The sequence below is a fragment of the Pseudoclavibacter chungangensis genome (genome assembly GCF_013410545.1).
Taxonomy (GTDB): Bacteria; Actinomycetota; Actinomycetes; order Actinomycetales; family Microbacteriaceae; genus Pseudoclavibacter; species Pseudoclavibacter chungangensis.
In genome coordinates this window covers 2,226,945-2,252,613 of the sequence record NZ_JACCFV010000001.1, presented here as the reverse complement: position 1 = coordinate 2,252,613, position 25,669 = coordinate 2,226,945, and the positions used below count along the sequence as shown (strand labels likewise).

Sequence of the window (25,669 nt, the reverse complement as noted above, 5' to 3'; positions counted from 1 at the left end):
TGCGACACCGTGATCCACAAGTCCAGGAGGCCCCGGGTGAGTTACCCCGTTTCAGCGTTCGGTCCCGCAGGCGACGCCCCCGCACAGGGTGTGCCCGCGTCGCCGTCGTTCCCCGAACTCGAACGCCACGTGCTCGACTACTGGCAGAGCGACGGCACGTTCCAGGCGTCGATCGACCGGCGCGAGGGCGCCGGCGAGTGGGTCTTCTACGACGGCCCGCCGTTCGCGAACGGCCTGCCCCACTACGGGCACCTGCTCACGGGCTACGCGAAGGACATCTTCCCCCGCTACTTCACGATGCGCGGCCGCCAGGTCAAGCGCGTCTTCGGGTGGGACACGCACGGCCTGCCCGCCGAGCTCGAGGCGATGCGACAGCTCGGGATCACCTCGAAGGAGGAGATCGAGCGGATGGGCATCCGCGAGTTCAACGCGGCCGCCCGAGAGTCGGTGTTGCGCTACACGGCCGAGTGGCAGGAGTACGTGACACGGCAGGCACGCTGGGTCGACTTCGAGAACGGTTACCGCACGTTCGACATCGGGTACATGGAGTCGGTGCTGTGGGCGTTCAAGCGCCTCTACGAGGACGGTCTCGCCTACGAGGGCTACCGCGTCCTGCCGTACTGCTGGAACGACGAGACGCCGCTGTCGAACCACGAGCTGCGCATGGACGACGACGTGTACCAGATGCGTCAGGACCAGACGCTCACGGTCACGTTCGCGCTCGAGGGCGAACGCGCCGAGGCGCTCGGGCTGGCGGGCGTGCTCGCGCTCGCCTGGACGACGACGCCGTGGACGCTCCCGACGAACCTCGCGCTCGCGGTCGGCCCCGACATCGAGTACGTCGTGGTGCCCGCCGGCGCCGACGCCGTCCACCCGGGGGAGCGGTACCTGCTCGCCGCCGAGCGGGTCGCGGCGCACGTCAAGGAGCTCGGCTACCCGGACGCCGACGCGGCCGTCGCGGCCGTCGAGCGGCGCCTCACGGGGCGCGAGCTCGAGGGCGTCCGCTACGACCGCCTGTTCGACTTCTACGCCGATGCGGAGCGCTACGGCACCGCCGACGCCTGGCGCATCCTCGTCGCCGACTTCGTCACGACGGGCGACGGCACGGGCATCGTGCACCTCGCGCCCGCATACGGTGAGGACGACAAGGCCGTCTGTGACGCCGCGGGCATCCCCACGATCCTCTCCGTCGACGACCGTGCCGTGTTCCTCGCCGCCGCGGGCGAGTTCGCGGGCCTGCAGGTGTTCGACGCGAACCGTCCGATCTCGCAGGAGCTGAAGACCCGCGGCCGCGTGTTCCGTCAGGCGAGCTACGAGCACAGCTACCCGCACTGCTGGCGCTGCCGCAAGCCGCTCATCTACAAGGCGGTCTCGAGCTGGTTCGTCCGCGTGACCGCGTTCAAGGACGAGATGCTCGAACTCAACGAGCAGATCGAGTGGGTGCCCGAGAACGTCAAGCACGGGCAGTTCGGGAAGTGGCTCGAGGGCGCGCGCGACTGGTCCGTCAGCCGCAACCGCTACTGGGGCAGCCCGATCCCCGTGTGGAAGAGCGACGACCCGAACCATCCCCGCGTCGACGTGTACGGCTCGCTCGACGAGCTCGAGCGCGACTTCGGCGTGCGTCCGACGGATCTGCACCGCCCCTTCATCGACGAGCTCACGCGGCCGAACCCCGATGACCCGACGGGCCGCTCCACGATGCGCCGCATCGACGACGTCTTCGACGTGTGGTTCGACTCGGGCTCGATGCCGTACGCGCAGGTGCACTATCCGTTCGAGAACCGCGAGTGGTTCGACACGCACTCGCCGGCCGACTTCATCGTCGAGTACATCGGACAGACGCGCGGCTGGTTCTACCTCATGCACGTCCTGTCCACGGCGCTGTTCCACCGGCCCGCGTTCAAGCGCGTCGTCTCGCACGGGATCGTCCTCGGCGACGACGGCCGCAAGATGTCGAAGAGCCTGCGCAACTACCCCGACGTGCACGAGGTGTTCGAGCGCGACGGATCCGACGCCATGCGCTGGTTCCTCATGGCGAGCCCGGTGCTGCGCGGCGGGAACCTCATCACGACGGAGGAGGGCATCCGCGAGGGCGTGCGGCAGTTCCTCCTCCCGTTCTGGTCGACGTGGTACTTCTTCTCGACGTACGCGAACACCGCACTCGACTCGGGGCGCGGCGCGTACGAGGCGAGGCGCCGCACCGACTCCGCGAACGAGCTCGACCGCTACGTGCTCGCGAAGCTGCGTACCCTCGTCGGCGACCTGCGCGACGCCTACGACGCGCTCGACTCGACCACCGCCGCCGCGCACCTGCGCGACTTCGCGGACGTGCTCACGAACTGGTACGTGCGCCGCTCACGTGACCGCTTCTGGCACGGTGTCGACGCGTCCGGTGACGGCACCGAGGCGTTCGACACGCTCTTCACCGTGCTCGAGACCGTCTCGCGGCTCGCGGCGCCGCTCTCGCCGCTCGTCACCGAGGCGGTCTGGCGCGGCCTCACGGGCGGACGCTCCGTGCACCTGACCGATTGGCCCGACGAGGACGAGTTCCCCGCCGACGACGCGCTCGTCGCGGAGATGGACGAGATCCGCTCCATCACCTCGGCCGCGCTCGCCCTGCGCAAGCAGGCGAAGCTTCGCGTGCGGCTCCCGCTGCCGAAGCTCACGGTCGTGAGCCCCGCGGCCGACCGCCTCGAACGCTTCGCGCCCATCCTGCGCGACGAGCTCAACGTGAAGGCCGTCGAGTTCCGTCCGCTCGAGGCGGACTCCGGTGCCCACTACGGCATCTCCCGCGTGCTGCAGGTCAACGCGCGCGCGGCCGGACCCCGCATCGGCAAGCGCGTGCAGGAGGCGATCCGGGCGGCCAAGTCCGGCGACTGGTCGGAGGTCGACGGCGTCGTCACGGCGGGTGGCATCGAGCTCGTCGAGGGCGAGTACGAGGTCCGGCTCGAAACGGCGGACGACGCGGGCGAGCGCGAGCTCGCACTGCTCGACGACGGTGGCATCGTCGTGCTCGACACGACCGTGACGCCCGAACTCGCCGCCGAGGGGCTCGCGCGCGACGTCGTGCGGGCCGTGCAGGACGCTCGACGCGCGGCCGGGCTCGAGGTGTCCGACCGCATCGCACTCGTGCTGCGGCTCGACGACGCATCGGTCGCCGCGGTCGAGGCGAACCGCGCGTTCATCGCGGCGGAAACGCTCGCGACGAGCCTCGACGTCGTGGGTGGGCTCGCCGCGGACGGCAGCTCGAACGCGTCGTCCTACGGTGCGCTCGAGATCGAACTGGAGGCGGTGACCGCATGACGAACGGCGAGGGCTACACGCCCGACGACGAGGACGACCCGCTCGAACGGCTCGACTGGCACGCCGACGGCGAGGACGAGCTCGACGACGCCGCATCGGGCGCCGACGGGGAATTCGGCGCCGGCGGCGAGACCGCCGATCTCGACGAGGACGACGAGCCCGTCGAGCTCTCGGAGCGGGAGGAGCAGGAACGCGCGTTCCTCGACGAGACCGACTGGCGCGGCGAGGCGGACCGTGTGTTCGACGACCTCATGGAGCGCGTCGGCGAGGCGCAGCCCGAGCCGAGGCTCGCCCCGACGAGGCGCGCCGCCGAGCTGCTCGGCGACGTGCACCGCGCCTACCCCGTCGTGCACCTCACCGGCACGAACGGCAAGTCCTCGACGGCGCGCATCATCGCCTCGCTCCTCGGCGCCCACGGGTTGCGCGTCGGACTGCTCACGAGCCCACACCTCGAGCGGCTCGCGGAGCGCATCGAGATCGGCGGCGAGCCCGTGAGCGACGAGCGGCTCGTCGCGAACTGGGACGACATCGCGCCGTTCATCGCGATCGTCGACGCCGAGCTCGAGGCCGAGGGTGAGCCCCGGCTGACGTTCTTCGAGGCGCTCACCGTCCTCGCGTTCGCGTGCTTCGCCGACGCGCCCGTCGACGTCGCGGTGCTCGAGGTCGGCATGGGGGGCGAGTGGGACTCGACGAACGTCGCCGACGGATCCGTCGCCGTCTTCACGCCCATCGCCCTCGACCACGCGGCCCGACTCGGGAACACGATCGCCGAGATCGCCCGCACGAAGGCGGGCATCATCAAGCCCGCGGCGCGCGTCGTGAGTGCGATACAGGCCCCCGAGGCGCTCGCCGAACTGGAGCGGGCGTGCGAGATCCAGGAAGCGACGCTCGCCGTCGAGGGGCAGGCGTTCGAACTCACGCGCAACGATCCCGAGGGACCGGCCTCCCGCCTCATCAGCGTGCGCGGCATCGCGGGCACCTACGACGATCTGATCCTGCCGCTGCGCGGTGCGCACCAGGGCGAGAACGCGGCGGTCGCGATCGCCGCGGTCGAGTCGTTCTTCGGCGGCGAGCAGTCGCTGCGACAGGATCTCGTCGAGCAGGGACTCGTCGCCGCGAGCTCCCCGGGGCGCCTGCAGCGCATCGGCTACGCGCCCGCGGTCTACATCGACGCGGCGCACAACCCGCACGGCGCCGCGGCGCTCGCGGAGGCGGTGCCGGAGGCGATCCCGCACTCCCGGCTCGTGGTCGTCCTCGGCGTGCTCGAGGACAAGGACGCGGACGGCGTCATCGCCGCGCTCGCGCCGGTCGCCGACGCGTTCGTCGCGACGCAGTCCGACTCGCCGCGCGCGGTCGACGCGTTCGTGCTCGCCGACCGCATAACCGAGCTCACGGGGCGCCACTGCGACGCCTTCGACCGTACCGACGAGGCCTTCGAGCACGCTCGCGAGCTCGCCGGCGCGGAGGAGGGCGGCGCGGTGCTCATCACGGGTTCGATCACGATCCTGGGCGACGCGATCCGCATCGCCCGGGACGAGGACTGGGGCCGCGTGGATGGCTGAGCCGCGGCGGCGCGTCCGGCGTCAGCGTTCGATGAGTGAGACGCTCGGCATCATCATCATGGGATTCGAGCTGCTCGCCGTCTTCCTGTGCGTGCTCGTGTTCTTCGGCACCCGCGTCTTCCCTCCGCCCGTCGCGCTCGGTGGGGGAGCGGCGGTCCTCGCCGTGATGATCGTCATCATCGCGTCGCTGCGCTACCGCTGGGGCATCATCGCCGGCTGGGTGTTCCACATCCTGCTGTTCGCGACGGGGTTCCTGCACGCGGGCATGTTCGTCGTCGGTGGGCTCTTCCTCGCCGCGTGGGCGTACTTCATGATCAAGGCGGCACCGATCGACCGCCATCGCGCCGAGGTCACGGCCGAGTACGAGCGGGCGCTCGCCGCCGGGGAGATCGCGCCCGACGGGACGCCCCTGACGCGCGACGCCTCCGACGTGACGCCCACCCCCGCCGCGGCGGGCGCTGCGGAGTCGACGGGTGTCCCCGAAACGGCGGGTGCTCCCGAAACAGCGGGCGATCCCGCGACGGCGAGCGATCCCGCGACGGCGGGCGATCCCGCGACGACGGGCGATGCAAGCGCAGCCGACGGCGTGTCCGGCACGGCCCCCGGGGACGATCGACCGTGGGCGGCGCGTCCGAGCGATCGACGGCACACCGCGGACGACTGAGGCGCCCTCGGCGCGGTGTCGTGCGCCCGCGCGCGAAAGCCCCGACACGACCAGAGACCGACCAATTGGCGGCCCACACGGGCCACGAACGACCGGAGGAACCACCATGGCAGAAGCACAGTCCACCCTCGTCCTCGTCAAGCCCGACGGTGTCGCCCGCAACCTGACGGGTGAGGTGCTGCGCCGCATCGAGCGCAAGGGCTACGTCATCGAGGACCTGCGCATGGTCCGTCCGACGCGCGAACTCCTCACCCGGCACTACGCCGAGCACGAGGGCAAGCCGTTCTTCGAGCCGCTCGTCGAGTTCATGGGCTCGGGGCCCGTCGTCGCCGTTCGCGTCGGCGGCCACGGCGTCATCGAGGGCTTCCGCTCGCTCGCCGGAACGACCGACCCGACGACCGCGGCGCCCGGCACGATCCGTGGCGACCTCGGCCGCGACTGGGACGCGGGCGTCATCCAGAACATCGTCCACGGCTCCGACTCACCGGAGTCGGCCGCGCGCGAGCTCGACATCTGGTTCAACTGACCACCGCGACCACCGCGACCACCTCGAGTTCCGGGTGGTTTTCGGGCTTCCGGGTCGCCCGGAACCCCGAAAACCACCCGGAACTCGTCCGTCGGCAGGGAGCGCGTCCCGTCCGGGTGGTGGTTCAGATGTTTCAGGTTTGTCAAATGTGCGGTGGTTCGTAGTGAATGTGTTGAGGATGCCGGTGGGGCCGGTTTACGCTTTCGACACGTCCGGGCGGCTCGGGGAAGCCTGTGGCGGGATCGCCGGCCCCGAATCGATCGCGAGGAGTCGCCGTGTCCGCATCCCCCGCGCCGCGGGAGCGCCGCTCAGCTGATGCGCTGCCGAACCGGATCGATGCGCTCGAGACGCTGGATCGCGGATTCGCCGAGATGCTCGACCGCACGCTCGCACAGCGCCTCGACGAGCGCGAGCGCGGGCACGAGCGTGTCCGACGGGCCGGACGCCTCGACGTCGCACGTCAACACGACGTCGGCGACACTCGCGACGGGCGACAGCCAGCGATCCGTGACGAGCGCGATGCGCGCCCGGGACGCCGCCGCCTCGCGGGCCAACTGCTCGGACGACGCCTGATAGCGGCGGAAGTCGAACACGACCCACACGTCCCGGTCCGCACGGATGTCGGCGATCGCCCCGGCAGCGAGCACGGGATTCGGCGAACACTCGCTGACGCCACCCCGGACGGGCACGAGCTGGGCGACGAGATAGCGCGCGAGGAGCTCCGAGTAGTCGCCACCGAGCGCGACGACACGACGGCGCGTGTCGGCGAGCCACCGCACGAGCGTCTCGGCATCGCGCTCGTGGACACCCGCGAACGTGCGCTCGATGCCGTGCAGGTACGCATCCCGCGCCCGACCGAGCGAGCCCTGTGTGTCGAGCGGTTCGGTCGAACGCGTCGCCTGCGACAGCGCCGATTCGCCGCGCTCGTGCACCTCACGGCGCAGCGTGTCCTGGAACTCACGGAACGTCCCGTAGCCGAGCGACTTCACGAGCCGGACGATCGTCGGGCCGCTCACCCCCGACGCCTCGGCGAAACTCGCGACGGTGTCGAGCCCCAGCACGGGATAGGCCGCGAGCAGCGCGCGAGCCGCACGCCGCTCCGCCGGCGTGAGCCGGTCGATCGATGCGCGGACGCGCTCCGAGACCGTCCTGCCTGGTTGATCCATGCTCCATGTTCGCACCGCCGTCCTCGACATCGGCCGCACGCCGCGCGGGTCCCCGCTCTCGGCTCGCGCACGACCGCCGACCACACCGCCCCAGGGAGAATCCTCGAATGACGACCACATCCGCGTCGGGCGGCGACGCCCCGGCCTCGACCACACCTCGACCCTCCCGGCGCCTGCGCGTGTGGGAGGTCGCCGCGATCTCGATCGGGTTCATGGGCCCGGTCATGGCGATGTCCCTCAACGGCATCGGCGTCGCGGGCCTCGTCGGGAAGGCCGTCCCGTTCACGTTCCTCGTCGCGTTCCTCGGCACGCTCCTCGTCGCGTACGCGTTCATCCGCCTGACCCGCTACATCACCCATGCGGGCTCGGTGTACGCGCTCGCCGGTTCGACGATCGGCCCCAGGGCCGGGTTCTTCGGCGGCTTCGCCCTCCTCGGCACCTACCTGTTCTTCGCCGCGTGCATCGCAGGTGCGTGTGCGGTGTTCTTCGAGGCACTCATGTCGGAGCTCGGGGTCGAGCTGCCGAGCTGGGTGTGGCTCGTCGTGATGCTCGTGAGCGTCGCCGCCTCGCTCGTGCTCAATCTCCGCGAGTCCGTCGTGACGGCACGCACGCTGCTCGGCATCGGGTTCGCGGGCATCATCGCGATGGTCGTCCTCGCGTTCATCATCATCGGGCGGGTCGGCGCGGGCGACGCGCCGGTCTCGACCGGCATCGACCTCTCGGTCCTGCTGCCGGGCGATGCCTCGTTCACGGCGGTCATGACCGCCTCCGTCTTCGCCTTCCTCTCGTGGGCCGGCTTCGAGTCGGGTACCTCACTGGGTGAGGAGGCCCGCGAGCCGAAGCGGGCCGTGCCGGTCGCGCTGTTGAGCGCGGTCGTCGTCGGCGGGTGCATCTACGTGCTCGTCATGTTCGCGCAGACGATCGGCTTCGGCACCGACGCGGCCGGCGTCGACGCGTTCGCGAACGCCTCGTCGACGCTCACGACACTCGCGTCGACGTACATCGGTCCCTGGTACGCCGTGCTCGTCTCGGTCATCGCGTTCTTCGTCGCGTTCGCGTCGCTCCTGAGCTCCTCGGCCGCCGCGTCCCGCCTGCTGTTCGCGCTCGCACGAGACGGCTTCGGGCCCGTGTCGCTCGGCACGGTCCACCCGCGAACGGGCGTCCCGACCCGCGCGACGATCGTGATCGCGATCGCGACGCTCGTGCTCGCGTGCGGACTCGGTCTCGCGGGCGGCACGAGCGTCGACGTCTACTACTGGTTCGCGACGATCGCGACGCTGTGCATGGTCGTCGCCTACGGCATGGCGTCCGTGGGTGTCGTCCGCTACATGTTCAAGCCCGGGTCCCGGATCCCGAGGTGGGAGGTCGTCGTGCCGCTCCTCGGCCTCGCGTACCTCGTGCTCGTGTACGCGATCCAGATCATCGGCCAGGAGGCCCCGTACACGTACTTCCCTTGGATCGCGGGCGCCTGGTGCCTGCTGGGGCTCGTCCTCGTGCTCGCGCGGCCGGGGCTCGCGAAGCGAATCGGTGAGCGACTGACGACGGAGGACCTCGAATGAGCGACGGACTGGTCTTCATCGCGACGAGCGATCTCGCGGCGCGCACGAAGGGGCGCGCGGTGCGGGCAGCGGACTTCGACGAGCGGACGAGCGTCGGGTGGGTCCCCGCCGACCTCGGCATCGGTGTCGACGGGCACATCGTCGAGGGCATCCCCTACGGCTCGTCGGGCGATACCCGTCTGCGGCCGGACCTCTCGTCGCGCACGCGCTTCGCGCCCGTCGGCGAGCGTCCGGGGCTCGACATCGTGTTTGCGGACCTCGTGAACACCGACGGATCGCCGTGGGAGAGCTGCCCCCGCACGTTCCTGCGCGACGCGATCCGCGATCTGCGCGAGGAGTTCGGGATCACGACGCGCACCGCGTTCGAGCACGAGTTCGTCGAGCTCGGCGCGACGACCGAGCCCCACGCGTTCTCGTTGCAGGCCTTCCGCGACGCCGAACCCGTCGGCTCCCGACTCGTCGCGCTCCTCGCGGATGCCGGTCTCGAGCCCGAGACGTGGTTGCCCGAGTACGGCGAGCACCAGTACGAGATCACGCTCGCACCGACCGACGCGCTGCGGGCCGCAGATCGCGCGATCCTGCTGCGTGACGTCGTCCGCGACGTGTACGACGCGGGCGGGCGGCGCGCGACGTTCGCCCCCGTCGTGCGTCCGGGCGCGACGGGGAACGGCGTGCACGTCCACTTCGGCCTCGACGACGCCGACGGGAACACACTCGTGTACGACGCGGCGCGCCCGGGGCGCCTGTCGGAACTCGCGGGGAGTTTCGCGGCGGGCATCGTCCGTCACGGCCCCGCGATGGCGGCCCTGTTCGCCCCGCTCGTGACGAGCTACCTCCGGCTCCAGCCGCACAACTGGTCGACGGCGAGGTCGTGCCTCGGCCTGCGGAATCGCGAGGCGCTGCTGCGCATCTGCCCGACGAACGAGATCGACGGGCGGGACCCCGCGCGCCAACTGCACTTCGAGTTCCGTGGCGCGGACATCGGGGCGAACCCGTGGATCCTGCTCGGGAGCCTCCTGCGGGCCGGACTGCAGGGACTTCGTGAGAAGCTGGAGACGCCCGAGATCGTCACGGGCGAGATCGACGTCGACGGGACGCACGCGCACCTCGCCGCCCTGCCCGGTTCGCTGGGCGAGGCACTCGACGCGCTGCGCGCGGACGAGGTCGTCTCGGGCTGGTTCCACCCGAACACGCTCGCGACGTTCGAGGCGGTCAAGCGTGTCGAGATCACCCGCCTCGACCCCATGACCCCCGAGGAGCGCTGCGACGCGTACACCTCGGTGTACTGATCACGCGGTGGCGCCGCACCGACGGTGCGGCACCATCGGCGCGCCCGGATCCTCACGACAGGAAGGCCAGATCTACGATGTCCACCCCCGAGTCCGAGAGGGCCCGGTTCTTCGCCGGGCTCGAGCTCGTCGACCACCACTGTCACGGCGTCGTCCGCGACGCCGTCGACCGCGCGGCGTTCGAGGACCTCATCACCGAGTCCGACGTCCCCGCACCGGCCGGTGCGACCCAGTTCGACTCGCAGCTCGGGTTCGGCATCCGCGCGCACTGTGCGCCGCTGCTCGATCTCGACGCGTTCGCGACGCCGGAGCAGTACCTGGATCGCCGCGCAGTGCTCGGGCCCGAGGAGGTGAATCGTCGTCTGCTCGCGGCGGCCGGCACCGGGACGTACCTCGTCGAGACGGGTCACCGGGGCGACCTCATCGCCTCGCCCGCGGAGATGGCGCGGCTCGCGGCTGCCCGCGCGTACGAGGTCGTGCGGCTCGAACGGCTCGCGGAGGAGCTCGTCGAGCGCGGCGTGAGCGCGGCATCGTTCCGGGCGGCGTTCGAGGACGAGCTGACCGAACGGCTGCGGACGGCGGTCGGGACGAAGTCGATCGCGGCGTACCGCATCGGGCTCGATTTCGATCCGTCGAAGCCGAGCGACGACGAGGTCGACGCGGCCGTCGCCGCCTGGGTGGCCGAGCGGGGACGGCTCGAGTCAGCCGTCGTCGTCCGGTGGCTCATCTGGACCGCCGTCGAGCGGGGCACCGTGCTGCAGTTCCACGTCGGCTACGGGGACCCGGACGTCGACCTGCACCGCTGCTCGCCACTGCTGTTGACCGAGTTCCTGCGCCGCACGCGCGACACGGGCACGCGCATCACGCTCCTGCACTGCTACCCGTTCCACCGCGAGGCGGGCTACCTCGCACAGGTGTTCCCGCACGTCTGGTTCGACGTCGGCCTCGCGATCAACTACGTCGGTTCGCGCTCGGAGGCGGTGATCGCCGAATCGCTCGAACTCGCGCCGTTCCACAAGATCCTGTACTCGTCTGACGCGTGGGGTGCGGCCGAGCTCTACACGCTCGGTGCGCTCCTGTTCCGACGCGGACTCGATCACGCGCTCGCGCGCTTCGCGGAGCTCGACGCGTGGCCGTGGGCGGAGCAGCGGCGCGTCGCGGAACGCATCGGTTCCCGCAACGCGCGTGCCGTCTACCGACTCGACGAGGCGACGGAGGTGCCCGCATGACGACGACGCACGACCTCCGGAACACGGCGGACGCGCTGCGAGCGGCGATCGACCTCGAACTCCCCGCGGCGGAGGCACTGCGGTGGGCCGTGCACCGCGATCCGCGCGTCTCGCACCAGGAGGAGGACACGGCGACGCTCGCGGCCGCCGCGATCGACCTCCCGCTCGACCGCATCGCCGGCACCGGCCGGATCACGCGCCTCGGGCCGGCCGGGGGCGGCGGCGTGCTCCTCCGTGCCGAGCTCGACGGGCTCCCGGTCACGGAGGCGACGGGCGCACCCGACGCCTCGACGAACGGGGTCATGCACGCGTGCGGTCACGACGTGCACCTCGCCGCGCTCGTCGCGGTCGTCCGGGCCGCGGCGACGATCGAGCTGCCCGTCGGGCTCGTGCCGTTCCTGCAGCCGAGCGAGGAGTCCTATCCGTCCGGCGCACTCGAGGCGGTCGAGGCGGGTGCGCTCGATCGGTACGGCGTCACCCGCACGATCGGCGCCCACGTGCACCCTCGTGTGCCCATCGGTGCGGTCTCGACGGGTGCCGGCGTCATCAACGCCGCCGCCGACGAACTGCGCGTCACGCTCGTGGGCCGCGGCGGCCACGGTGCGTACCCGCACGACGCACGTGACGTGGTCTCGGCGCTCGCCTCGATCGCGCTCGGCCTCCCCGAGGTCGTGCGGCGCACCGTCGACCAGATGTCGCCCGCGGTCGTGTCGATCGGAACGCTCTCCGCGGGTGAGGGGGCGGCGAACGTGCTGCCGGGGACGGGGCGACTCCGTGCGACCATGCGCACCACGTCCGAGCAGGAACGCGCGCGGCTCATCCCCGCGCTCGAGCGGTTCGTCGTCGCACAGGGGGAGGCGTACGGGATCGACGCGAGCTTTGAGCAGATCTTCGGTGAGCCCGTCCTCCGCAATGACGCCGTGCTCGCCGATCTCATGGACGAGTGGCTGCCGGCGTTCGGGCTCGTCACGACGGCCCCGATGCGTTCGCTCGGCGCCGACGACTTCGCGTTCCTGAGCGATGCGGTCCCGTCGGTCATGTCGTTCGTGGGCGTGCGCACGGACGGCGTGGACCCGCAGCCGAGTCTGCACGATCCGCGATTCCTGCCCGCGGACGGCGCCGTCGCGGCAGTCGCCCATGCGCTCGCGGCGGGCTATGTGGCCGGCGCCCAGGCCATCCTCGCGGAGCACTGAGGCGGGCCCGTGCATCGCCGGGCGATTGGTGTGTCGGTCCGAGGACGGAGGCGAGCGGGTCCGCACGCGACAACGCCGTCCGGTCGGACGGGGGAACCGCGTTCATCCGTCGGGCCGACCTCGTGTGCCGTCGCGACGGTCAGGCCGGCAGGAGCGGCGCGCACGGCGTGTGCCCGGGGGAGGGGCGGCGGATGGACGCGCGTGGGAGCCAGCACGGGGCCGGGGGCGAGCGGCCGGCCCGAGTGGGGGACGGTGGACGTGGGCCGCTGACCGGCGGTGCCGAGTCCGGGGCAGCGCGTGCCCCGTCTCGGCACGACGACCGCGCGGCGCCGTCGTGCCCCACCGCGCGGGGCGCGGATCGCGGGGTGGATCGCGCTTCCGTTCGCGTTCGCCGGCGCGGACGTGCTCCTGTGGTCGGACGCCGCGCCGCAACCGCTCTTCGAGCCTTCCCTCGTCGCGGGAGCCTCATCGTGCTCGCATGTATCGCGTGGATCGTGGCGCTCGTGTTCGCGATCGTCGGTCGGACGCTCGCGGTGGCGGGCCTGCTCGCGCCGGCCATCGTCGCGGTCGCGATGGTGCTCGTCGCGGTGGACCTGCCCTTCCGGGGCGGATTCGAGCTCGCGAGGCCGACCCTCGAGGCGGCGGTGGCGTCCGGGACCTCTCCCGAGCGTGCGGGCCTGTTCACGGTCTCCGATCGTGTGCTCGAGGACGACTTCAGCTCCTCCGAGATCGTGGACGCAGGATTCCTGAACGGTGTCGGCTACGGGGTCGTCCCGCCGGGAGCGGCGGCGCCGACGGTCGGTACCACGTCGTTCGTCGGGCCCGTGGTGATGGCGCTGAACGTCGGCGGCTGCTACGTGGCCGTCGAGCCGCGGTGAGCGTGTCGCGCCGAGGCCGGTGACGCGTGCGGCGATCGGCGGGTCAGCGTGCGCCGACGCCGCCGTGATCAGCCGAGGTCCTGTCCCGGCCTGCCCCGTCCTGGAGGGCTTCGTTGGGGTCCTGCGCGTCCGCGGCGGCACGCCGCACCGGATCGCCGCCGTTGCTCGGCTCGGCGACCGCCGTCGCGGCGCCCGCGTCCTCGGGCAGCCGCACCGTGAAGGTCGTCCGGCCCGGTTCGCTGTCGACGTCGATCGTCCCGCCGTGTGATTCGACGATCGCCTGCGAGATGGACAGGCCGAGGCCGGCGGACGCGCCGCGCCGCGTGCGCGACGCGTCGCCGCGTACGAATCGGCCGAAGATCTCGGGCAGGAGTTCGGGCGGGATACCGGGGCCCGCGTCGCTCACGCGCACTTCGACGATGCCGTCACGCGCCGCGACCGAGGCGGTCACGCGCGTGCCGTCGGGCGTGTGGTGCCGCGCGTTCGCGAGGAGGTTCGCGAGCACCTGGCGCAGCCGGTCGCCGTCGCCCGTGACGACGAGCTCCTCGTCGGGCGCCTCGAGTTCCCACACGTGGCCGCGGTCGGCCGCCTGCGCATCGCTCAGCGCCTCGACGACGAGCCGGACGACGTCGACCTCCTCGTGCCGCAGCCGCTGCCCCGCATCGAGGCGAGCGAGCAGGAGGAGGTCCTCGACGAGTGCCGTCATGCGCGCGGATTCCGCGTCGATGCGTGCGAGCGAGTGCGTCTGCGTCTCGCTCAGCCGCTCCGGCTCGCGGCGCGCGAGCTCGGTGTACCCGCGGACCGACGCGAGCGGGGTGCGCAGCTCGTGGCTCGCGTCGGCGACGAACTGGCGCAGGTGCTGTTCGCTGCGGTAGCGGGCGACGAGCGATTGTTCGACGTGCCCGAGCAGGCGGTTGAGTGCGGCGCCGACCTGGCCGACCTCGGTGCGGGGATCGGCCTGCTCCTCGGGAACGCGCTCGGGGAGCTCGACCTCGCCGTCGACGAGGTCGCGCTCCGACACGCGCTTCGCGGTGGCCGCGACGTTCTCGAGCGGGCGCAGGCTCCGCCTCACGAGGGCGACGCCCGCGACGGCGGCGATCGCGAGGGCGACGAGGCCGACCACGACGAAGATCAGCACGAGGTTGCGGATCGTCGTCTCGACCTCGGAGGTGGAGATGCCCGAGTAGACGTTGAGCCCTGTGCGCGGATCCGTGCGCTCGATGAGCCGGTAACTGCCGAGCTCGTCGCCGAGATCGAGCGTGCGCGGGGGCGCACTATCGTCGATCCCCGCACGGATGGTGTCGACGACCGCGTCGGGCAGCTGGGTCTCGGTGCCCGACTCATCGACGAACACGGCCATCTCGACCGTCTCACCGTCCGTGACGACGATGAGGTTGCCCGCCTTCTGCCCAGGGCCGAGGTTGTCGGGCACCTGTTGCCCCGATGGCGGCCGCCCCTGGTCGACGCCGTCGTCGAACTTGGACATCCGCTTCATCGAGTTCTGTTCGAGGGTCTCGTCGAGCCGCGACATGAGGTCCTGGTGCAGGATCGCGATGCTCGTCGTGCCCACGACGCCGCTCAGGATCGCGAGCAGCAGCACGAGACCGACGACGAGTCGACGGCGGAGGGTCCACGGGTGCCTCGTCATGTGCGGTCGGGCTCCCTGATGGTGTAGCCGACGCCGCGCACCGTGTGGATGAGCGGTTCGCCGAGGGTGTCGATCTTCTTGCGGAGATACGAGATGTAGAGCTCGACGATGCTCGAGCGGCCACCGAAGTCGTAGCTCCAGACGTGGTCGAGGATCTGCGACTTGCTGAGCACGTGCCGCGGGTTGCTCATGAGGTAGCGGAGCAGCTCGAACTCGGTCGAGGTGAGGGTGATGCGGGTCTCGCCCCGGAACACGTCGTAGGTGTCCTCGTTGAGGCGGAGATCGCCGACCCGCAGCTCGGCGTCGTCGTTCGCGGTGACCCGCAGGTGCCGGCGGACGAGCCCGCGGACGCGCGCGACGACCTCCTCGAGGCTGAACGGCTTCGTGACGTAGTCGTCGCCACCCGCCGTGATGCCCGCGATGCGATCGTCGACGCCGTCCTTCGCGGTGAGGAACAGCACGGGCGTGTCGTCACCGCGGTCGCGCATGGCGTTCAACACCTCGAGGCCGTCGAGCCCGGGCATCATGATGTCGAGGACGACGATGTCCGGTCCGAACGACCGGATGGCGTCGAGGGCCGCTCGGCCGTCGTGCGTGACCTCCACGTCCCAGCCCTCGGCCCGGAAGGTCATCCGGAGCAGGTCCGCGAGGTACTCCTCGTCGTCGGCGACGACGGCCCGGACCGGCGAGCCGTCGGCGCGGCGAAGCTGCGCGGATCCGCGATTCGGTGACATGCCCCCATCAAACACCCCCGCGGCCGGTCGTGCCTCGTCGATCACCACACACCGACCTGTCCGGCCGCCGAGGCGAGCCCGACGAGTGTCGTGCCGTCGGAGGTCCATGCCTGCAGGTCCATGACGCCCCCGACGGCGCCCGCGGCGGCGAGGGCCGCGACGGCGCTGCACGTCAGGAGGGCCCGGACGCGACGTGCGAAGCGGTCGTCGTCGGCCCGCGAGGCAGCGGCCGCGGCGTCGCTCGATCGGTCCGCCGCGGGAGCGCGCGAGGCCGCAGGCGTCGCGGGGAGCGGGTGCAGGGTGAGAGTGGTGCTCGTGGTGTTCGCGCGTTCGTGTGTCGTCGTGCTCATCGTCGTCTCCGTCGTCGTCGGCTCGTGTCAGAGGGTGGGGAGTGCGCTCGGGTCGACGGTCGCGGCGTGCAGCGTCGTCGGGTCTGGGATGCGCTCGAGGGCGGCGGCGAGTTGGAGCGTCGCCGCGTCCGTCACGCTCGTGTCGAACGAGGTCTCGGCGACCTGGACGACCGCATGCGCCTCGGTGACCTCGTCGCCGAGCTGCACGGCGCCGAACGTCGCGAGCGTCGCGGCCCCGCCGACGGCGAGTGCGCCGAGCAGGCGGAGCTGGGTGGCGTGGAAGGTGCGGGTGATGGACATGGGCTCCTCGTTCCGGTCTGTCGGCGGGCGGTGCGTGTTCGCGTCGTCGTTCGGGTTCCGTTCTACCGACCGTCCTCATGTGGGGGGCCGGTCGGCCCTCTGCGTGGGCTATGGGACCCCGGGAGGTCACTGACGGCCGCCACCGGACGGGGGTGCGCCCGCTCCGGAACCGCCGTCGGGCGGCGTCATGCCGCCGAACCCGCCGCCCGAGATCGCGGTTCCGGCGGTGACGGTCGTGGCGGTGCCGTCGACGACGATCGAGTACTCCTGACCCGTCGTGATGCCCGCGGCCGAGATCACGACGGTCGCGAACGCCTTCGTGGGCGTCGTCTCGGCGATGACGGTGCCCGAGGCGTCGACGAGTTGCACGGTGGCGCCCGCTCCGCCGGAGGCGGCCTCGGCGACCCAGCCCCTGGGCCGAGTCGGTCTCGGGCGACTCGGCCATGCCCGCGCTACCCGTCGCGACGAGCGTGCCGCCGGAGACGAGGAGCCCGGCCTGGGCATCGAGCGCCCCGTTGCCACTCCCGGTGGGGCCGTTCACGACGATCGTGCCGCCCGTGATCTCCGCCGTCCCGTTCGAGTCGAGCCCGTCACCCTCGGCGTCGACGCGCAGGTCACCACCGGAGACCACGAGGGTCGAGCCGTCGCCCGAACCGCCGACACCGCCCGGGAAGCCGCCACCGCCCGGGAAGCCGCCCTCGTCGGTCGACGAGCCGGTCGAGGCATTGAGGCCGTCGTCGCTCGACGTGACGTCGATCGTGCCACCGGCGATGTCGATCGCCGCCCACTCCAGGCCCTCGACGGATGCGCTCACGGTCACCGTGCCACCCGTGATGCGCAGGGAGGACTCGGCGTGCACACCGTCGTCACCGCTCGCGAGGTGCACGTCACCGTCGTTCACGACGACCTGAGCGTCCGCGTGCAGGGCGTCGTCGGCGGTGTCGAGGTCGAGCACGGCTCCCTCCACCACGAGGACGGCCCCAGCCTTGACGCCCTTCGCCGACGCGTCCTCGGCGAGCGTCGCCGTGTGTCCGCCGCCGGCCTGCGCGGTGAGCGTGCCGCCCGTGAGGACGGCGTCGGAGGCAGCGGAGACGGCGTCGCCGCCGCTCGTGACCGTCACGGTCCCGCCGGACACGTCGACGAAGCCACGGGTCGCCTCCTCGGTGTTCGTCGAGGTGATGCCGTCGCCACCGGCCGTGAGCGTCGTCGTGCCGCCCGTGACGGTGGCGGCGTCCTTGCCCCGGAGCGCGTCGTCGGTCGCGGTGACGGTGATGGTGCCGCCCGTGATCGCGAGGTCGTCGTCGCTCGAGATGCCGTCCTCGACCTCGCCCGCGACGGTGAGGGCGCCGTCGCCCGCGATCGTCAGATCGGCCTCGCTCGCGATCGCGGCCGCGGCGTCCGCGTCGCTCGTCCCACCGGCCGTGTCGCTCACGCTGTTGCTCGAGCCGCTCGCGAGGACGATGCCCACGTCGTCCGCCGTCGTGACGCGGATGCCTGGGCCGGTCGTGTTCGTGATGTCGGCACCGTCGAGCACGAGGACGACGGTCGCGTCGTCCTCGGCCGCGACGACGATGCCGCCCGTGAGCGTCCCGGTGAGTCGGTAGGCGCCGCCCTGCGTGATGGTCACGGTGCTGCCGTCGACGGTGACCCCGTCACCGTCGGACGAGGCCGTCGTCCCGGCGAGCGTCACGGTGACGGCATCCGATGCGTCGAGTTCATCCTCGGTGAGGACCGTGGCGGTGTCGTTCGCCGCGCGCACCTCGGCCGCCGTGCCGGAGGCCGAGGCCGCATCGGTCGAGGCCGTGTCGGTCGCGGTGTCACCCGCGACGGTGCATCCGGCGAGGGCGGTCGCGGCGAACAGGGCGGGCAGGGCCGCCGTGAGGAGGCGTGTGCGGAGGGATCGTTTCATGGTTGCGGTGCTTTCGTGTCGGTCGTGAGCGGCGGGGTGCGAGCTCGCGCTCATCGGGGCGGGCGAGCCGCGAGCGGCCCCGTCAGGAGCCGGTGCCAGCGATTGCCGGGGAGGTGGTCGTCGAGCGCGGCGAGTCCCGTCGTGTACTTGCTGATGGCACAGGGGCGTCGATGGAGACGCCAGAGGGCGCGGTCGATCGACCCCGCCGGTCCGGCCGTCTTCGACTCGACGATGCTCGTCGTGACGGGCCGGAGCGAACGCCCGTCCGGGAGCGACCATTCGAGTGCGGTGTCGATCGTCGCGCGGCCGGTCCCGTCGTCCGTGAGGAGCGTCGTGCGGAGGTAGCGCGAGCGGAGGGTCGGGCGCAGTTCGAGTTCGCGAGCGGGCGGCAGGCGGAGTTCGCGGAGCGCCCGGTCGATGAAGTCGAGCCCGTCCCCGTCGAGCGTGCCGAACGCGCTCGGCGCAACCGGTAGACGCTCCTTCACGGTGCAGCCCCGGAGTCCCTTCGTCTTCACCTCGAGGAACGTGTCCCCGGAGTCGAGGTAGCGGCGCGAGCGGATCTTGAATCGTCGTCGTCGTCCGAGTGCACCGCTGTGGAAGCTGCGCAGCTCGGGGGTGTCGAAGTAGATCGAGTCGTAGCGGAAGGCGCTCCGGCCCCCGATGTCCAGAACCCGCGTGTCGGCCGGGAGCGCGCGGACGAGCGCCTCGAGTTCGTCGATCGGTACGACGTACTTCCGGTCGGTCCGGGTGAGGAGGGGCGCCCGGTCCTGCAGGACGTCGAGCGAGACGGGAGCGAACCGTGCCGCGCCGAGCGGGCGAGGTGCATCGGCCGTGCGGATCATGGGCGTACCCGCGTCGGCTGCGGCATCCGCATGCCCTCGTCGCGAGCGCTCGACGACTCCCGTCGAGCGGCGCCGGGTGCCTTCACCTTCTCGGTCCCGTCCGGCGCCGGTTCATCGCGCCGAGGCAGTTGCACGCGCACGTCGACGCGGGTCGTGTCGGTCACGAAGTCGGTCTGCAGCACCGTGAACTGGCGCACACGAGCGCCGAGCAACTGTTCGACGCGAGAGCGCAGGACGTCCTCGTCGGTGATCGCTTCGTCGAGCACGAGCACCTGGTGGCGTGACCGCTTCGACAGCGCAGGGTGATCGGCGACGTAGCTCGCGACGACGATGAGGGCCATGAGCGCGAGTTGGACGAGCGGGGCGGACGTCGTGAGGCCGGCGACGAGCCCGAGCGCGAGCGCCGCGAAATAGTAGGCGACCCCGCGCTGCGAGATCTCCGAGGAACGGAGCCGGATGATCGACAGCACGCCGAACAGTCCGAGGCCGACGCCGAGCCCGACATCGGTCGAGCCGAGGACGGCGGCGACGGCGAAGACGCCGATGTTCACGCCGACGAACGCGCCCGCGAGGTCGCGTCGATGATGGCGGTGCAGGAAGAGTCCGTATGTGAGGACGGCGATCGCGACGAGGTCGGCGCCGAGGAGCAGGAGCGTGTTCACGGATGGTTGCTTTCTTCGAGTGGTCGGAGGATCGGGGATCGTGCGCCGCGGCGTGAGCGATGTGCGCGTCGAACCGGCGGGGGACCGGGCCCCCGGTCCGCGTGCGCGTGGATGCGTGGCGGCGTGGCGAGTCGGCGCGGCACACCTTGTCCCCCGGTCCGCGTGCGCGTGGATGCGTGTCGTGGGTGCACGGAAGATGCCGAAGCGCTGGACCGCGAATCCGGCGACGAGGAGCATCGCCTCGGTGAGGACCTTCGCGAGCAGGAGTGCGATGCCGAGCCCCGTGAGCCACGTGAGCAGGAGCCAATTGGCCGCGAGCAGCACGGTCGCGAGCGCGACGTAGCCTCCGATCGCACGGCCGAGGGGCGTCCGCGCATCGCGGAACACGAGCCGACGGTTGAGGACGAAGTTGACACTGCCGCTCACGAGGCGTGCCGCGACGACGGCGAGGGCGAGTGATGCCGTGGCCGACATGACGAGTTCGAGCAGCACGACGTCGACGACGAAGCCGGCGAGGGACGAGCCGAGGTAGGCGAGCAGGGGCGCGAGCACGCGGACCGAGTCGGTGAGGGGGCGGAAGTGGGATCCGGCGTTCTCGTCGAGGTAGATCGTCTCGATGGGCACCTCGGCGGTGCGAAGGCCGCGCCGACCGGCCTCGAGCAGGACGCGCAGCTCGTACTCGAAACGCTCCCCGGGCACGCCCACGAGCCAGTCGGGCAGGGCCGGATCGAAACCGCGCAGCCCCGTCTGCATGTCGCTCGCCCGCACCCGGCCGACGGCTCGGACGAGCACGCACGCGACGGCGTTCCCGATGCGTGAGCGCAGCGGCGTGCCGCGTCCGAATGCGCGCGCGCCGAGCACGATGTCCGCATCGCCCTCGTCGAGTCGGTGCGCGACCCGACGGATGTCCTCGGGCGCGTGCTGTCCGTCGGCGTCGGCGGTCACGACGGCGGCGCCCGGTGCGCGTTCGGCGATCGTCGCGAATCCCGTCTTGAGCGCGCACCCCTTTCCGTGGTTGACGGCCGTCGTGACGACCTCGGCGCCCGCGTCACGGGCGGCCTCGAAGACGTCCGCGAACGCGGGGCCCGAGCCGTCGTCGACGACGAGGACATCGAGCGCCGGCTCGGCGGCCCGGACGGCGCGGACGAGTGCCGGCAGCCGGTGCGTGGGGCGGAATGCGGGGACGAGAAGATACACGGCACGCACCTATGCCGCGATGTACAGGATGTCGGAGGTGCCGCGCTCCTCGCCCTTGCCGAGCGGGTCGTTGACGAGCGAGCCGTTCGAGACCATAGTCGAGGAGCCGCCGCCATCGATGTTGTACGCGGTCGTCGCGCCGAGATCACGCATGAACTCGGCGAGGCCGCTCATCGTGAGGCCCGCGCTGTACCCCGGACTGCGTCCGTCGACGACGACGAGCGCGAGGTGGTTCGTGCCGAGCACGCCCACCGCGGTGCGGGGTTGCGCGCCCTGGATGGAGTGGTTGCCGACGTTCGTGTCGACCTCGACGTCGTCGATCCCGGCGAGCACCTCGCCGTTCTCGAGGAGCGCCGGTCCGAACGAGAGGGTGTTCCAGACGCCCGCGTCGACGAGCGCCTGCGCGTTCGTCGCGGTCTCGTCGTAGACCTCGACGCGGCCGTCGCGGTAGAACGCGAGTCCCGCCCGGGCACCGGCGTCGCGGTAGGCGACACCGTTGCGCACGACGATGCCCGTCTCCCGGAAGCCGTAGTAGTCGCCGTTGATCGCGAACACGGCATCGTTCGCGGCCGCGATCTCCGACGTCGTCTGCACGATGTTGCGTCCGAACGCGTCGTCGGCGAACGCGGATCGCAGATCGGTCGCGGCGCCGAGCACGACGTCGGCCACGAAGGCCGTGACCTGTTCGTCGCCCGACCCCGTGACGACGGTCGAGATCGAGACGGTCGACGTCCCGCTCGGTGCGGCGTCGTCGACCGTGCCACCGTTCGCGTCGAGCTGGGCGGCCTCGTACGCGCTCGCGTCCCCGACGTCGACGTGGGGGATGAGGAAGCGGTCGGCGGCCCAGGCCGCGCCGCCGCCGACCGCGAGCACGGTGGTCGCGAGGACCGCACCGAGCACCTGTCGCCGGGTCGGCCCCCGGGAGGCACGTGGCGACGAGGCCGATTCCTGCGGCGGGGTCGCTGCCGACGGCGACGGCGTGTCCGCCGGACGACGGTCGGGTTCGTTCATGTTCACGAAACCGGTTGTACCGATGGCGTTCATGTGTGCAGCGTGCTGTCGCTATGCAGCGCATATGAACGCCGAGCCCGTCCCTCGTGACCGACGGATTCACAGCCTCCGAGCGGGTTCGTCCCCGGCGGCGCGTGTTCGCGGGGCGCGTGCGCGCGAGGCCGGGCCGTGGCCGGAGCGGACGAACGTGCGATACTGGTCCCGGTCCATCGGCGACGGTGGCACCACAAAGTTTTCGCGGGGCACCGCGCGGCCGGGCACGGAGCCTGCTCGCGAGCCCCGCACAGCCGCACCAGCGGCACCGCATGAAAAGAGCACGCGCTCGGACGACGAGCGCGAGTAGGCGTTATGAGACGAGGGCTCGCGCCCTCCACGGACGACCGGCCGCGCGCCCAGGTGGCGACGCGCCGCAGAGGAGTGCACCAGGAATGGTGAAGACGAACGAAGCGGGCGACGAGCCCACCCTGCCCACGACCGAATCGGACGCCGAGGGGGTGCACGTCGGGCTCGACGCACCGGATGCGGCACCCGGCACGGCGCTCGTCCTCGCACCCGCGGCGGACGAGTCGACGGACGACGCCGCACAGGGCGCCGACGAACCGGCAGCCGTCGGGGCCGACGCGAGCACCGAGCACGCGGCGGTCGACGTCCCCGCGGCGTCGGACGCCGAGGCCGCGACGCCGAGTGATGACGAGGACGACGACGCGCCATCGGGTGGTCCGGTGCCCGCCGTCATCACGACGACGACGCTCTTCTTCCTCGCTCCCGACCTGCCGCCCCTCGCCGAACGCGAGCGGCAGTCGCAGCGCGCGGAGCCGGAGCGTGGATCGGGCGACCGGCGACGCAGCAGGCCCGAGCCGCAGGAGGAGACCGACGAGGCGCAGGACCAGGCGAGGTCGAAGCGCCGCACGCGCAAGGAGCGCGAGCCCCAGCCCAAGGCCGAGGTGCCGCTCATCACCGAGCCCCAGCGCGTCAAGGGCTCGACGCGACTCGAGGCGAAGCGTCAGCGGCGTCGCGAGGGACGCGAGATCGGCCGTCGTCGCCCCGTCGTCACGGAGTCGGAGTTCCTCGCTCGCCGTGAGGCCGTCGACCGGGTCATGATCGTCCGCGCGAAGGACAACCGCGTCCAGCTCGGTGTCCTCGAGGACCGCGTGCTCGTCGAGCACTACGTCGCGCGCTCGAGCGAATCGTCCCTCATCGGCAACGTCTATCTCGGCCGCGTGCAGAACGTGCTGCCGAGCATGGAGGCCGCGTTCGTCGACATCGGCCGTGGCCGCAACGCCGTGCTCTACTCGGGTGAGGTCGACTGGGCCGCCGCGGATCTCGGCAACGGCCAGGCGCGGCGCATCGAGAACGCCCTCAAACCGGGCGACCGCGTGCTCGTGCAGGTGACGAAGGATCCCGTCGGTCACAAGGGCGCCCGGCTCACGAGCCAGGTGTCGCTCCCGGGCCGCTACCTCGTGTACGTGCCGGGCAACCAGATGAACGGCATCAGCCGCAAGCTGCCGGACACCGAGCGGGCGCGACTCAAGAGGATCCTCAAGGAGGTCCTTCCGCAGGGCGTCGGCGTGATCGTGCGCACGGCGGCGGAGGGGGCGACGCGCGAGCAGCTCGAGCGCGACGTCGAACGTCTCACGCGTCAGTGGAACGACATCCAATCGCGCTCCACGCAGGGGCCCGCCCCCGCGCTGCTCCACGCCGAGCCGGACCTGCTGATCAAGATCATCCGGGACGTCTTCAACGAGGACTTCCAGAAGCTCGTCATCCAGGGCGACGCGGAGCTCGAGGTCATCTCGAACTACCTGCGCCAGGTCGCGCCCGACCTCCTCGAGCGCGTCGAGCGCTACGAGGGCGACGACGTGTTCGCCGAGTACCGGGCGACGGAGGCGATCGAGAAGGCCCTCGAGCGCAAGGTGTGGCTGCCCTCGGGCGGTTCGCTCGTGATCGACCGCACCGAGGCGATGACCGTCGTCGACGTCAACACGGGCAAGTTCGTCGGGTCCGGGGGCAACCTCGAGGAGACCGTCACGAAGAACAACCTCGAGGCGGCCGAGGAGGTCGTGCGCCAGCTCCGGCTGCGCGACATCGGCGGCATCATCGTCATCGACTTCATCGACATGGTGCTCGAGTCGAACCGCGACCTCGTGCTGCGGCGGCTCGTCGAGTGCCTGAGCCGCGACCGCACGAAGCACCAGGTGGCCGAGGTGACGAGTCTCGGGCTCGTGCAGATGACGCGCAAGAAGCTCGGCCTCGGGCTGCTCGAGACGTTCAGCGAGCCGTGCGAGATCTGCGCGGGGCGCGGCGTCGTCGTGTCGAACGAACCCGTCCACAAGCACCACGCGTCGAACGGTGGTGACCAGAACGGTGGTGGCCGCGGACGTCGAGGGCGTGGCGGACAGCAGCAGTCGAACGACGCTGCACCGCGGCAGTCCGGCGGAAACGGATCGGGTGCCCACTCGATCACGGACGAGGCACGTGGCGCGCTCTCGAAGATCGCGGCATCGACGATCGCCGGGACGCCGCCGAAGGACGCGCCCGTCGATCCGATCGAGGCGGCGGCGCCGACCGAGACGGCCGAGGACGCGGCGCCCGAGCGCGAGGCGGACGAGCCGCGCGAGGGGCGTCGACGGTCGCGCCGGGGCAAGCGCCGTCGTGGCGACGGCGAGGGGCGCCGGTCGGGCGACGAGTCACAGGCGCCTGCCGCGACGGGTGACGACGCATCGAGTGAGGGACTTCCCGTCCTCGAACTGCCCGAGCCGAAGCAGGCGTTCGCGGACGAGCGGACGTCGGCCGACCCGACGGCGCTCGCGGCCCTCGACTCGCTGCTGGATTCGATCGGCTCGTCGGCCGATGACGCGGCGGCACCCGCGCCGACCCCGACCGATGACGAGCCCGTTGCGGACGAGCCCGCGTCGCCCGATTCCGCAGCGGCCGAGCCCGAGGCGGCGCCGGCCGAGATCGCGGACGATGCCGCGGCACGAGCGGCGCAGCGACGGTCCGGCCGTCGCCAGCGTGGTTCGCGCCGGGCGCGCACCGCGCAGGGGGCGGGGGAGCACGCGAACTCGGACGGGTCGGGCGATCACGTCGCGCGCGTCGAGGACGCGCGGGGCGAGGCCGAGCCGGCTCCGGCGAGGCGATCGGAGCGTGCCACGACGGCCCCGTCCCGCCTCGGGGCACGGGCTGCGGCCGATGCGACGCCCGCGGACGGGACACCGACGGAGCCTGTGGCGCCGACGGCACCGAGCGAGCCCGTGGCCTCGAACGAACCGGCCGCACCCGACGAGCCGGCGGCAGCGACTCGCGGCCGACGCCGTGGCCGTCGCGTCGTCTCCGCGAACGTCTCGACCGACGCGCCCGTCGTGCCCGAGATCGTCGTTCCGGCGGCCGTCGTCCCGCCGGTCGCACCGCAACCGGCGGTCGCGTCGACGGGCTCGGACACGAGCACCGACGACGCCCCGGCATCGCGTCCGACGCGAACGAAGCGCCGCCGCGTGACGGTGTCGACCGACGACGCGTGATCGCGCGCGAGTTGACCCGGCGCACCGCGTCGGGTAAACTCGAACGCTGTTGCACACGCTACGCGTGACCCTCGGGCGTCGCGGTGTTCGTGTGAAGACTTCCTCATCCGTGAGACAATCCGCTCGGTC

19 protein-coding genes and 1 pseudogene are annotated in these 25,669 nt (G+C 71.8%); 10 read left to right on the top strand and 10 right to left on the bottom strand.

Annotation, left to right across the window (positions count from 1 at the left end; genetic code table 11):
- Positions 1–36 precede the first annotated feature (36 nt).
- From ileS to ndk, 4 genes are all read left to right on the top strand, one after another.
- On the top strand, positions 37–3,303 hold the full coding sequence (gene ileS / locus HNR16_RS10115; protein WP_225737852.1) for an isoleucine--tRNA ligase: 3,267 nt from the start codon (positions 37–39) through the stop codon (positions 3,301–3,303).
- Positions 3,300–4,865 (top strand): bifunctional folylpolyglutamate synthase/dihydrofolate synthase, encoded by a 1,566-nt coding sequence (locus HNR16_RS10110; RefSeq protein ID WP_338109156.1) that lies wholly within the window; start codon positions 3,300–3,302, stop codon positions 4,863–4,865. The genes ileS and HNR16_RS10110 overlap by 4 nt, the downstream gene beginning before the upstream one ends.
- Before the next feature lie 31 nt (positions 4,866–4,896).
- A complete protein-coding gene (locus HNR16_RS10105) occupies positions 4,897–5,529 on the top strand; it encodes a DUF4233 domain-containing protein (protein ID WP_179558196.1) in 633 nt (210 codons plus the stop codon).
- A 106-nt stretch (positions 5,530–5,635) separates the two neighbouring features.
- Positions 5,636–6,055, top strand: coding sequence for a nucleoside-diphosphate kinase (gene ndk, locus HNR16_RS10100; protein ID WP_158040556.1), 420 nt, complete (start codon positions 5,636–5,638; stop codon positions 6,053–6,055).
- Between the two features lie 308 nt (positions 6,056–6,363).
- Here ndk and HNR16_RS10095 read toward each other — a convergent pair whose 3' ends face one another.
- Positions 6,364–7,221 (bottom strand): MurR/RpiR family transcriptional regulator, encoded by an 858-nt coding sequence (locus tag HNR16_RS10095; RefSeq protein ID WP_179558195.1) that lies wholly within the window; start codon positions 7,219–7,221, stop codon positions 6,364–6,366.
- Positions 7,222–7,328: 107 nt separating this feature from the next.
- On the opposite strand from HNR16_RS10095, the gene HNR16_RS10090 reads away from it, so the two are divergent.
- The 5 genes from HNR16_RS10090 to HNR16_RS10070 all read left to right on the top strand — a co-directional run bounded on the left by HNR16_RS10090 (position 7,329) and on the right by HNR16_RS10070 (position 13,369).
- Complete coding sequence (locus HNR16_RS10090) at positions 7,329–8,780, top strand: APC family permease (protein WP_158040554.1); 1,452 nt, start codon at positions 7,329–7,331, stop codon at positions 8,778–8,780.
- Positions 8,777–10,069 carry a type I glutamate--ammonia ligase gene (locus tag HNR16_RS10085; RefSeq protein WP_158040553.1) on the top strand — a complete coding sequence of 431 codons (1,293 nt, stop codon included), beginning with the start codon at positions 8,777–8,779 and terminating at the stop codon, positions 10,067–10,069. Before HNR16_RS10090 ends, HNR16_RS10085 begins: the two co-directional genes overlap by 4 nt.
- Positions 10,070–10,146: 77 nt before the next feature.
- Positions 10,147–11,298 (top strand): amidohydrolase family protein, encoded by a 1,152-nt coding sequence (locus tag HNR16_RS10080; protein WP_158040552.1) that lies wholly within the window; start codon positions 10,147–10,149, stop codon positions 11,296–11,298.
- Complete coding sequence (locus HNR16_RS10075; RefSeq protein ID WP_158040551.1) at positions 11,295–12,491, top strand: M20 metallopeptidase family protein; 1,197 nt, start codon at positions 11,295–11,297, stop codon at positions 12,489–12,491. The genes HNR16_RS10080 and HNR16_RS10075 overlap by 4 nt, the downstream gene beginning before the upstream one ends.
- Positions 12,492–12,961: 470 nt before the next feature.
- On the top strand, positions 12,962–13,369 hold the full coding sequence (locus HNR16_RS10070; RefSeq protein ID WP_158040550.1) for a hypothetical protein: 408 nt from the start codon (positions 12,962–12,964) through the stop codon (positions 13,367–13,369).
- 43 nt (positions 13,370–13,412) lie between these two features.
- On the opposite strand, the gene HNR16_RS10065 is transcribed toward HNR16_RS10070, so the two are convergent.
- From HNR16_RS10065 to HNR16_RS10030, 9 genes and pseudogenes are all read right to left on the bottom strand, one after another.
- The gene (locus HNR16_RS10065) at positions 13,413–15,017 is read right to left on the bottom strand and encodes a sensor histidine kinase (RefSeq protein ID WP_158040549.1); all 1,605 of its coding nucleotides are present in this window, start codon (positions 15,015–15,017) and stop codon (positions 13,413–13,415) included.
- A complete protein-coding gene (locus HNR16_RS18270) occupies positions 15,014–15,751 on the bottom strand; it encodes a response regulator transcription factor (RefSeq protein ID WP_158040548.1) in 738 nt (245 codons plus the stop codon). The genes HNR16_RS10065 and HNR16_RS18270 overlap by 4 nt, the downstream gene beginning before the upstream one ends.
- 41 nt (positions 15,752–15,792) lie before the next feature.
- Positions 15,793–16,101 carry a hypothetical protein gene (locus tag HNR16_RS18265; protein ID WP_158040547.1) on the bottom strand — a complete coding sequence of 103 codons (309 nt, stop codon included), beginning with the start codon at positions 16,099–16,101 and terminating at the stop codon, positions 15,793–15,795.
- Positions 16,102–16,128: 27 nt separating this feature from the next.
- Entirely contained in the window at positions 16,129–16,401 is a 273-nt protein-coding gene (locus HNR16_RS18260; protein WP_158040546.1) for a hypothetical protein, read from the bottom strand.
- A 126-nt stretch (positions 16,402–16,527) separates the two neighbouring features.
- Positions 16,528–16,770 (bottom strand): hypothetical protein, encoded by a 243-nt coding sequence (locus HNR16_RS18255; RefSeq protein ID WP_225737862.1) that lies wholly within the window; start codon positions 16,768–16,770, stop codon positions 16,528–16,530.
- A 550-nt stretch (positions 16,771–17,320) separates the two neighbouring features.
- Positions 17,321–18,310: pseudogene (locus HNR16_RS18250) on the bottom strand (carbohydrate-binding domain-containing protein); the annotation flags it as partial.
- Positions 18,311–18,360: 50 nt separating this feature from the next.
- Complete coding sequence (locus HNR16_RS10040) at positions 18,361–19,152, bottom strand: polyphosphate polymerase domain-containing protein (protein ID WP_158040545.1); 792 nt, start codon at positions 19,150–19,152, stop codon at positions 18,361–18,363.
- Positions 19,149–21,011: a DUF4956 domain-containing protein gene (locus HNR16_RS10035; protein WP_179558194.1), complete on the bottom strand. Its 1,863-nt coding sequence runs from the start codon at positions 21,009–21,011 to the stop codon at positions 19,149–19,151. The genes HNR16_RS10040 and HNR16_RS10035 overlap by 4 nt, the downstream gene beginning before the upstream one ends.
- A gap of 9 nt (positions 21,012–21,020) precedes the next feature.
- On the bottom strand, positions 21,021–22,055 hold the full coding sequence (locus tag HNR16_RS10030; RefSeq protein ID WP_225737851.1) for a phosphodiester glycosidase family protein: 1,035 nt from the start codon (positions 22,053–22,055) through the stop codon (positions 21,021–21,023).
- A 395-nt stretch (positions 22,056–22,450) separates the two neighbouring features.
- On the opposite strand from HNR16_RS10030, the gene HNR16_RS10025 reads away from it, so the two are divergent.
- A complete protein-coding gene (locus HNR16_RS10025; RefSeq protein WP_158040543.1) occupies positions 22,451–25,540 on the top strand; it encodes an Rne/Rng family ribonuclease in 3,090 nt (1,029 codons plus the stop codon).
- Positions 25,541–25,669: the final 129 nt, after the last annotated feature.

Bases quoted from the DNA above. Each gene is read 5' to 3' on its own strand.
- HNR16_RS10085 (WP_158040553.1), top strand. From the start codon at position 8,777: ATGAGCGACGGACTGGTCTTCATCGCGACGAGCGATCTCGCGGCGCGC.
- HNR16_RS10110 (WP_338109156.1), top strand. From the start codon at position 3,300: ATGACGAACGGCGAGGGCTACACGCCCGACGACGAGGACGACCCGCTC.
- HNR16_RS10090 (WP_158040554.1), top strand. From the start codon at position 7,329: ATGACGACCACATCCGCGTCGGGCGGCGACGCCCCGGCCTCGACCACA.
- HNR16_RS10065 (WP_158040549.1), bottom strand. From the start codon at position 15,017: ATGACGAGGCACCCGTGGACCCTCCGCCGTCGACTCGTCGTCGGTCTC.
- HNR16_RS18260 (WP_158040546.1), bottom strand. From the start codon at position 16,401: ATGTCCATCACCCGCACCTTCCACGCCACCCAGCTCCGCCTGCTCGGC.
- HNR16_RS10040 (WP_158040545.1), bottom strand. From the start codon at position 19,152: ATGATCCGCACGGCCGATGCACCTCGCCCGCTCGGCGCGGCACGGTTC.
- HNR16_RS10075 (WP_158040551.1), top strand. From the start codon at position 11,295: ATGACGACGACGCACGACCTCCGGAACACGGCGGACGCGCTGCGAGCG.
- HNR16_RS10025 (WP_158040543.1), top strand. From the start codon at position 22,451: ATGGTGAAGACGAACGAAGCGGGCGACGAGCCCACCCTGCCCACGACC.
- HNR16_RS10105 (WP_179558196.1), top strand. From the start codon at position 4,897: ATGAGTGAGACGCTCGGCATCATCATCATGGGATTCGAGCTGCTCGCC.
- HNR16_RS18270 (WP_158040548.1), bottom strand. From the start codon at position 15,751: ATGTCACCGAATCGCGGATCCGCGCAGCTTCGCCGCGCCGACGGCTCG.
- HNR16_RS10080 (WP_158040552.1), top strand. From the start codon at position 10,147: ATGTCCACCCCCGAGTCCGAGAGGGCCCGGTTCTTCGCCGGGCTCGAG.
- HNR16_RS10030 (WP_225737851.1), bottom strand. From the start codon at position 22,055: ATGAACGCCATCGGTACAACCGGTTTCGTGAACATGAACGAACCCGAC.
- ndk (WP_158040556.1), top strand. From the start codon at position 5,636: ATGGCAGAAGCACAGTCCACCCTCGTCCTCGTCAAGCCCGACGGTGTC.
- HNR16_RS18265 (WP_158040547.1), bottom strand. From the start codon at position 16,101: ATGAGCACGACGACACACGAACGCGCGAACACCACGAGCACCACTCTC.
- HNR16_RS10095 (WP_179558195.1), bottom strand. From the start codon at position 7,221: ATGGATCAACCAGGCAGGACGGTCTCGGAGCGCGTCCGCGCATCGATC.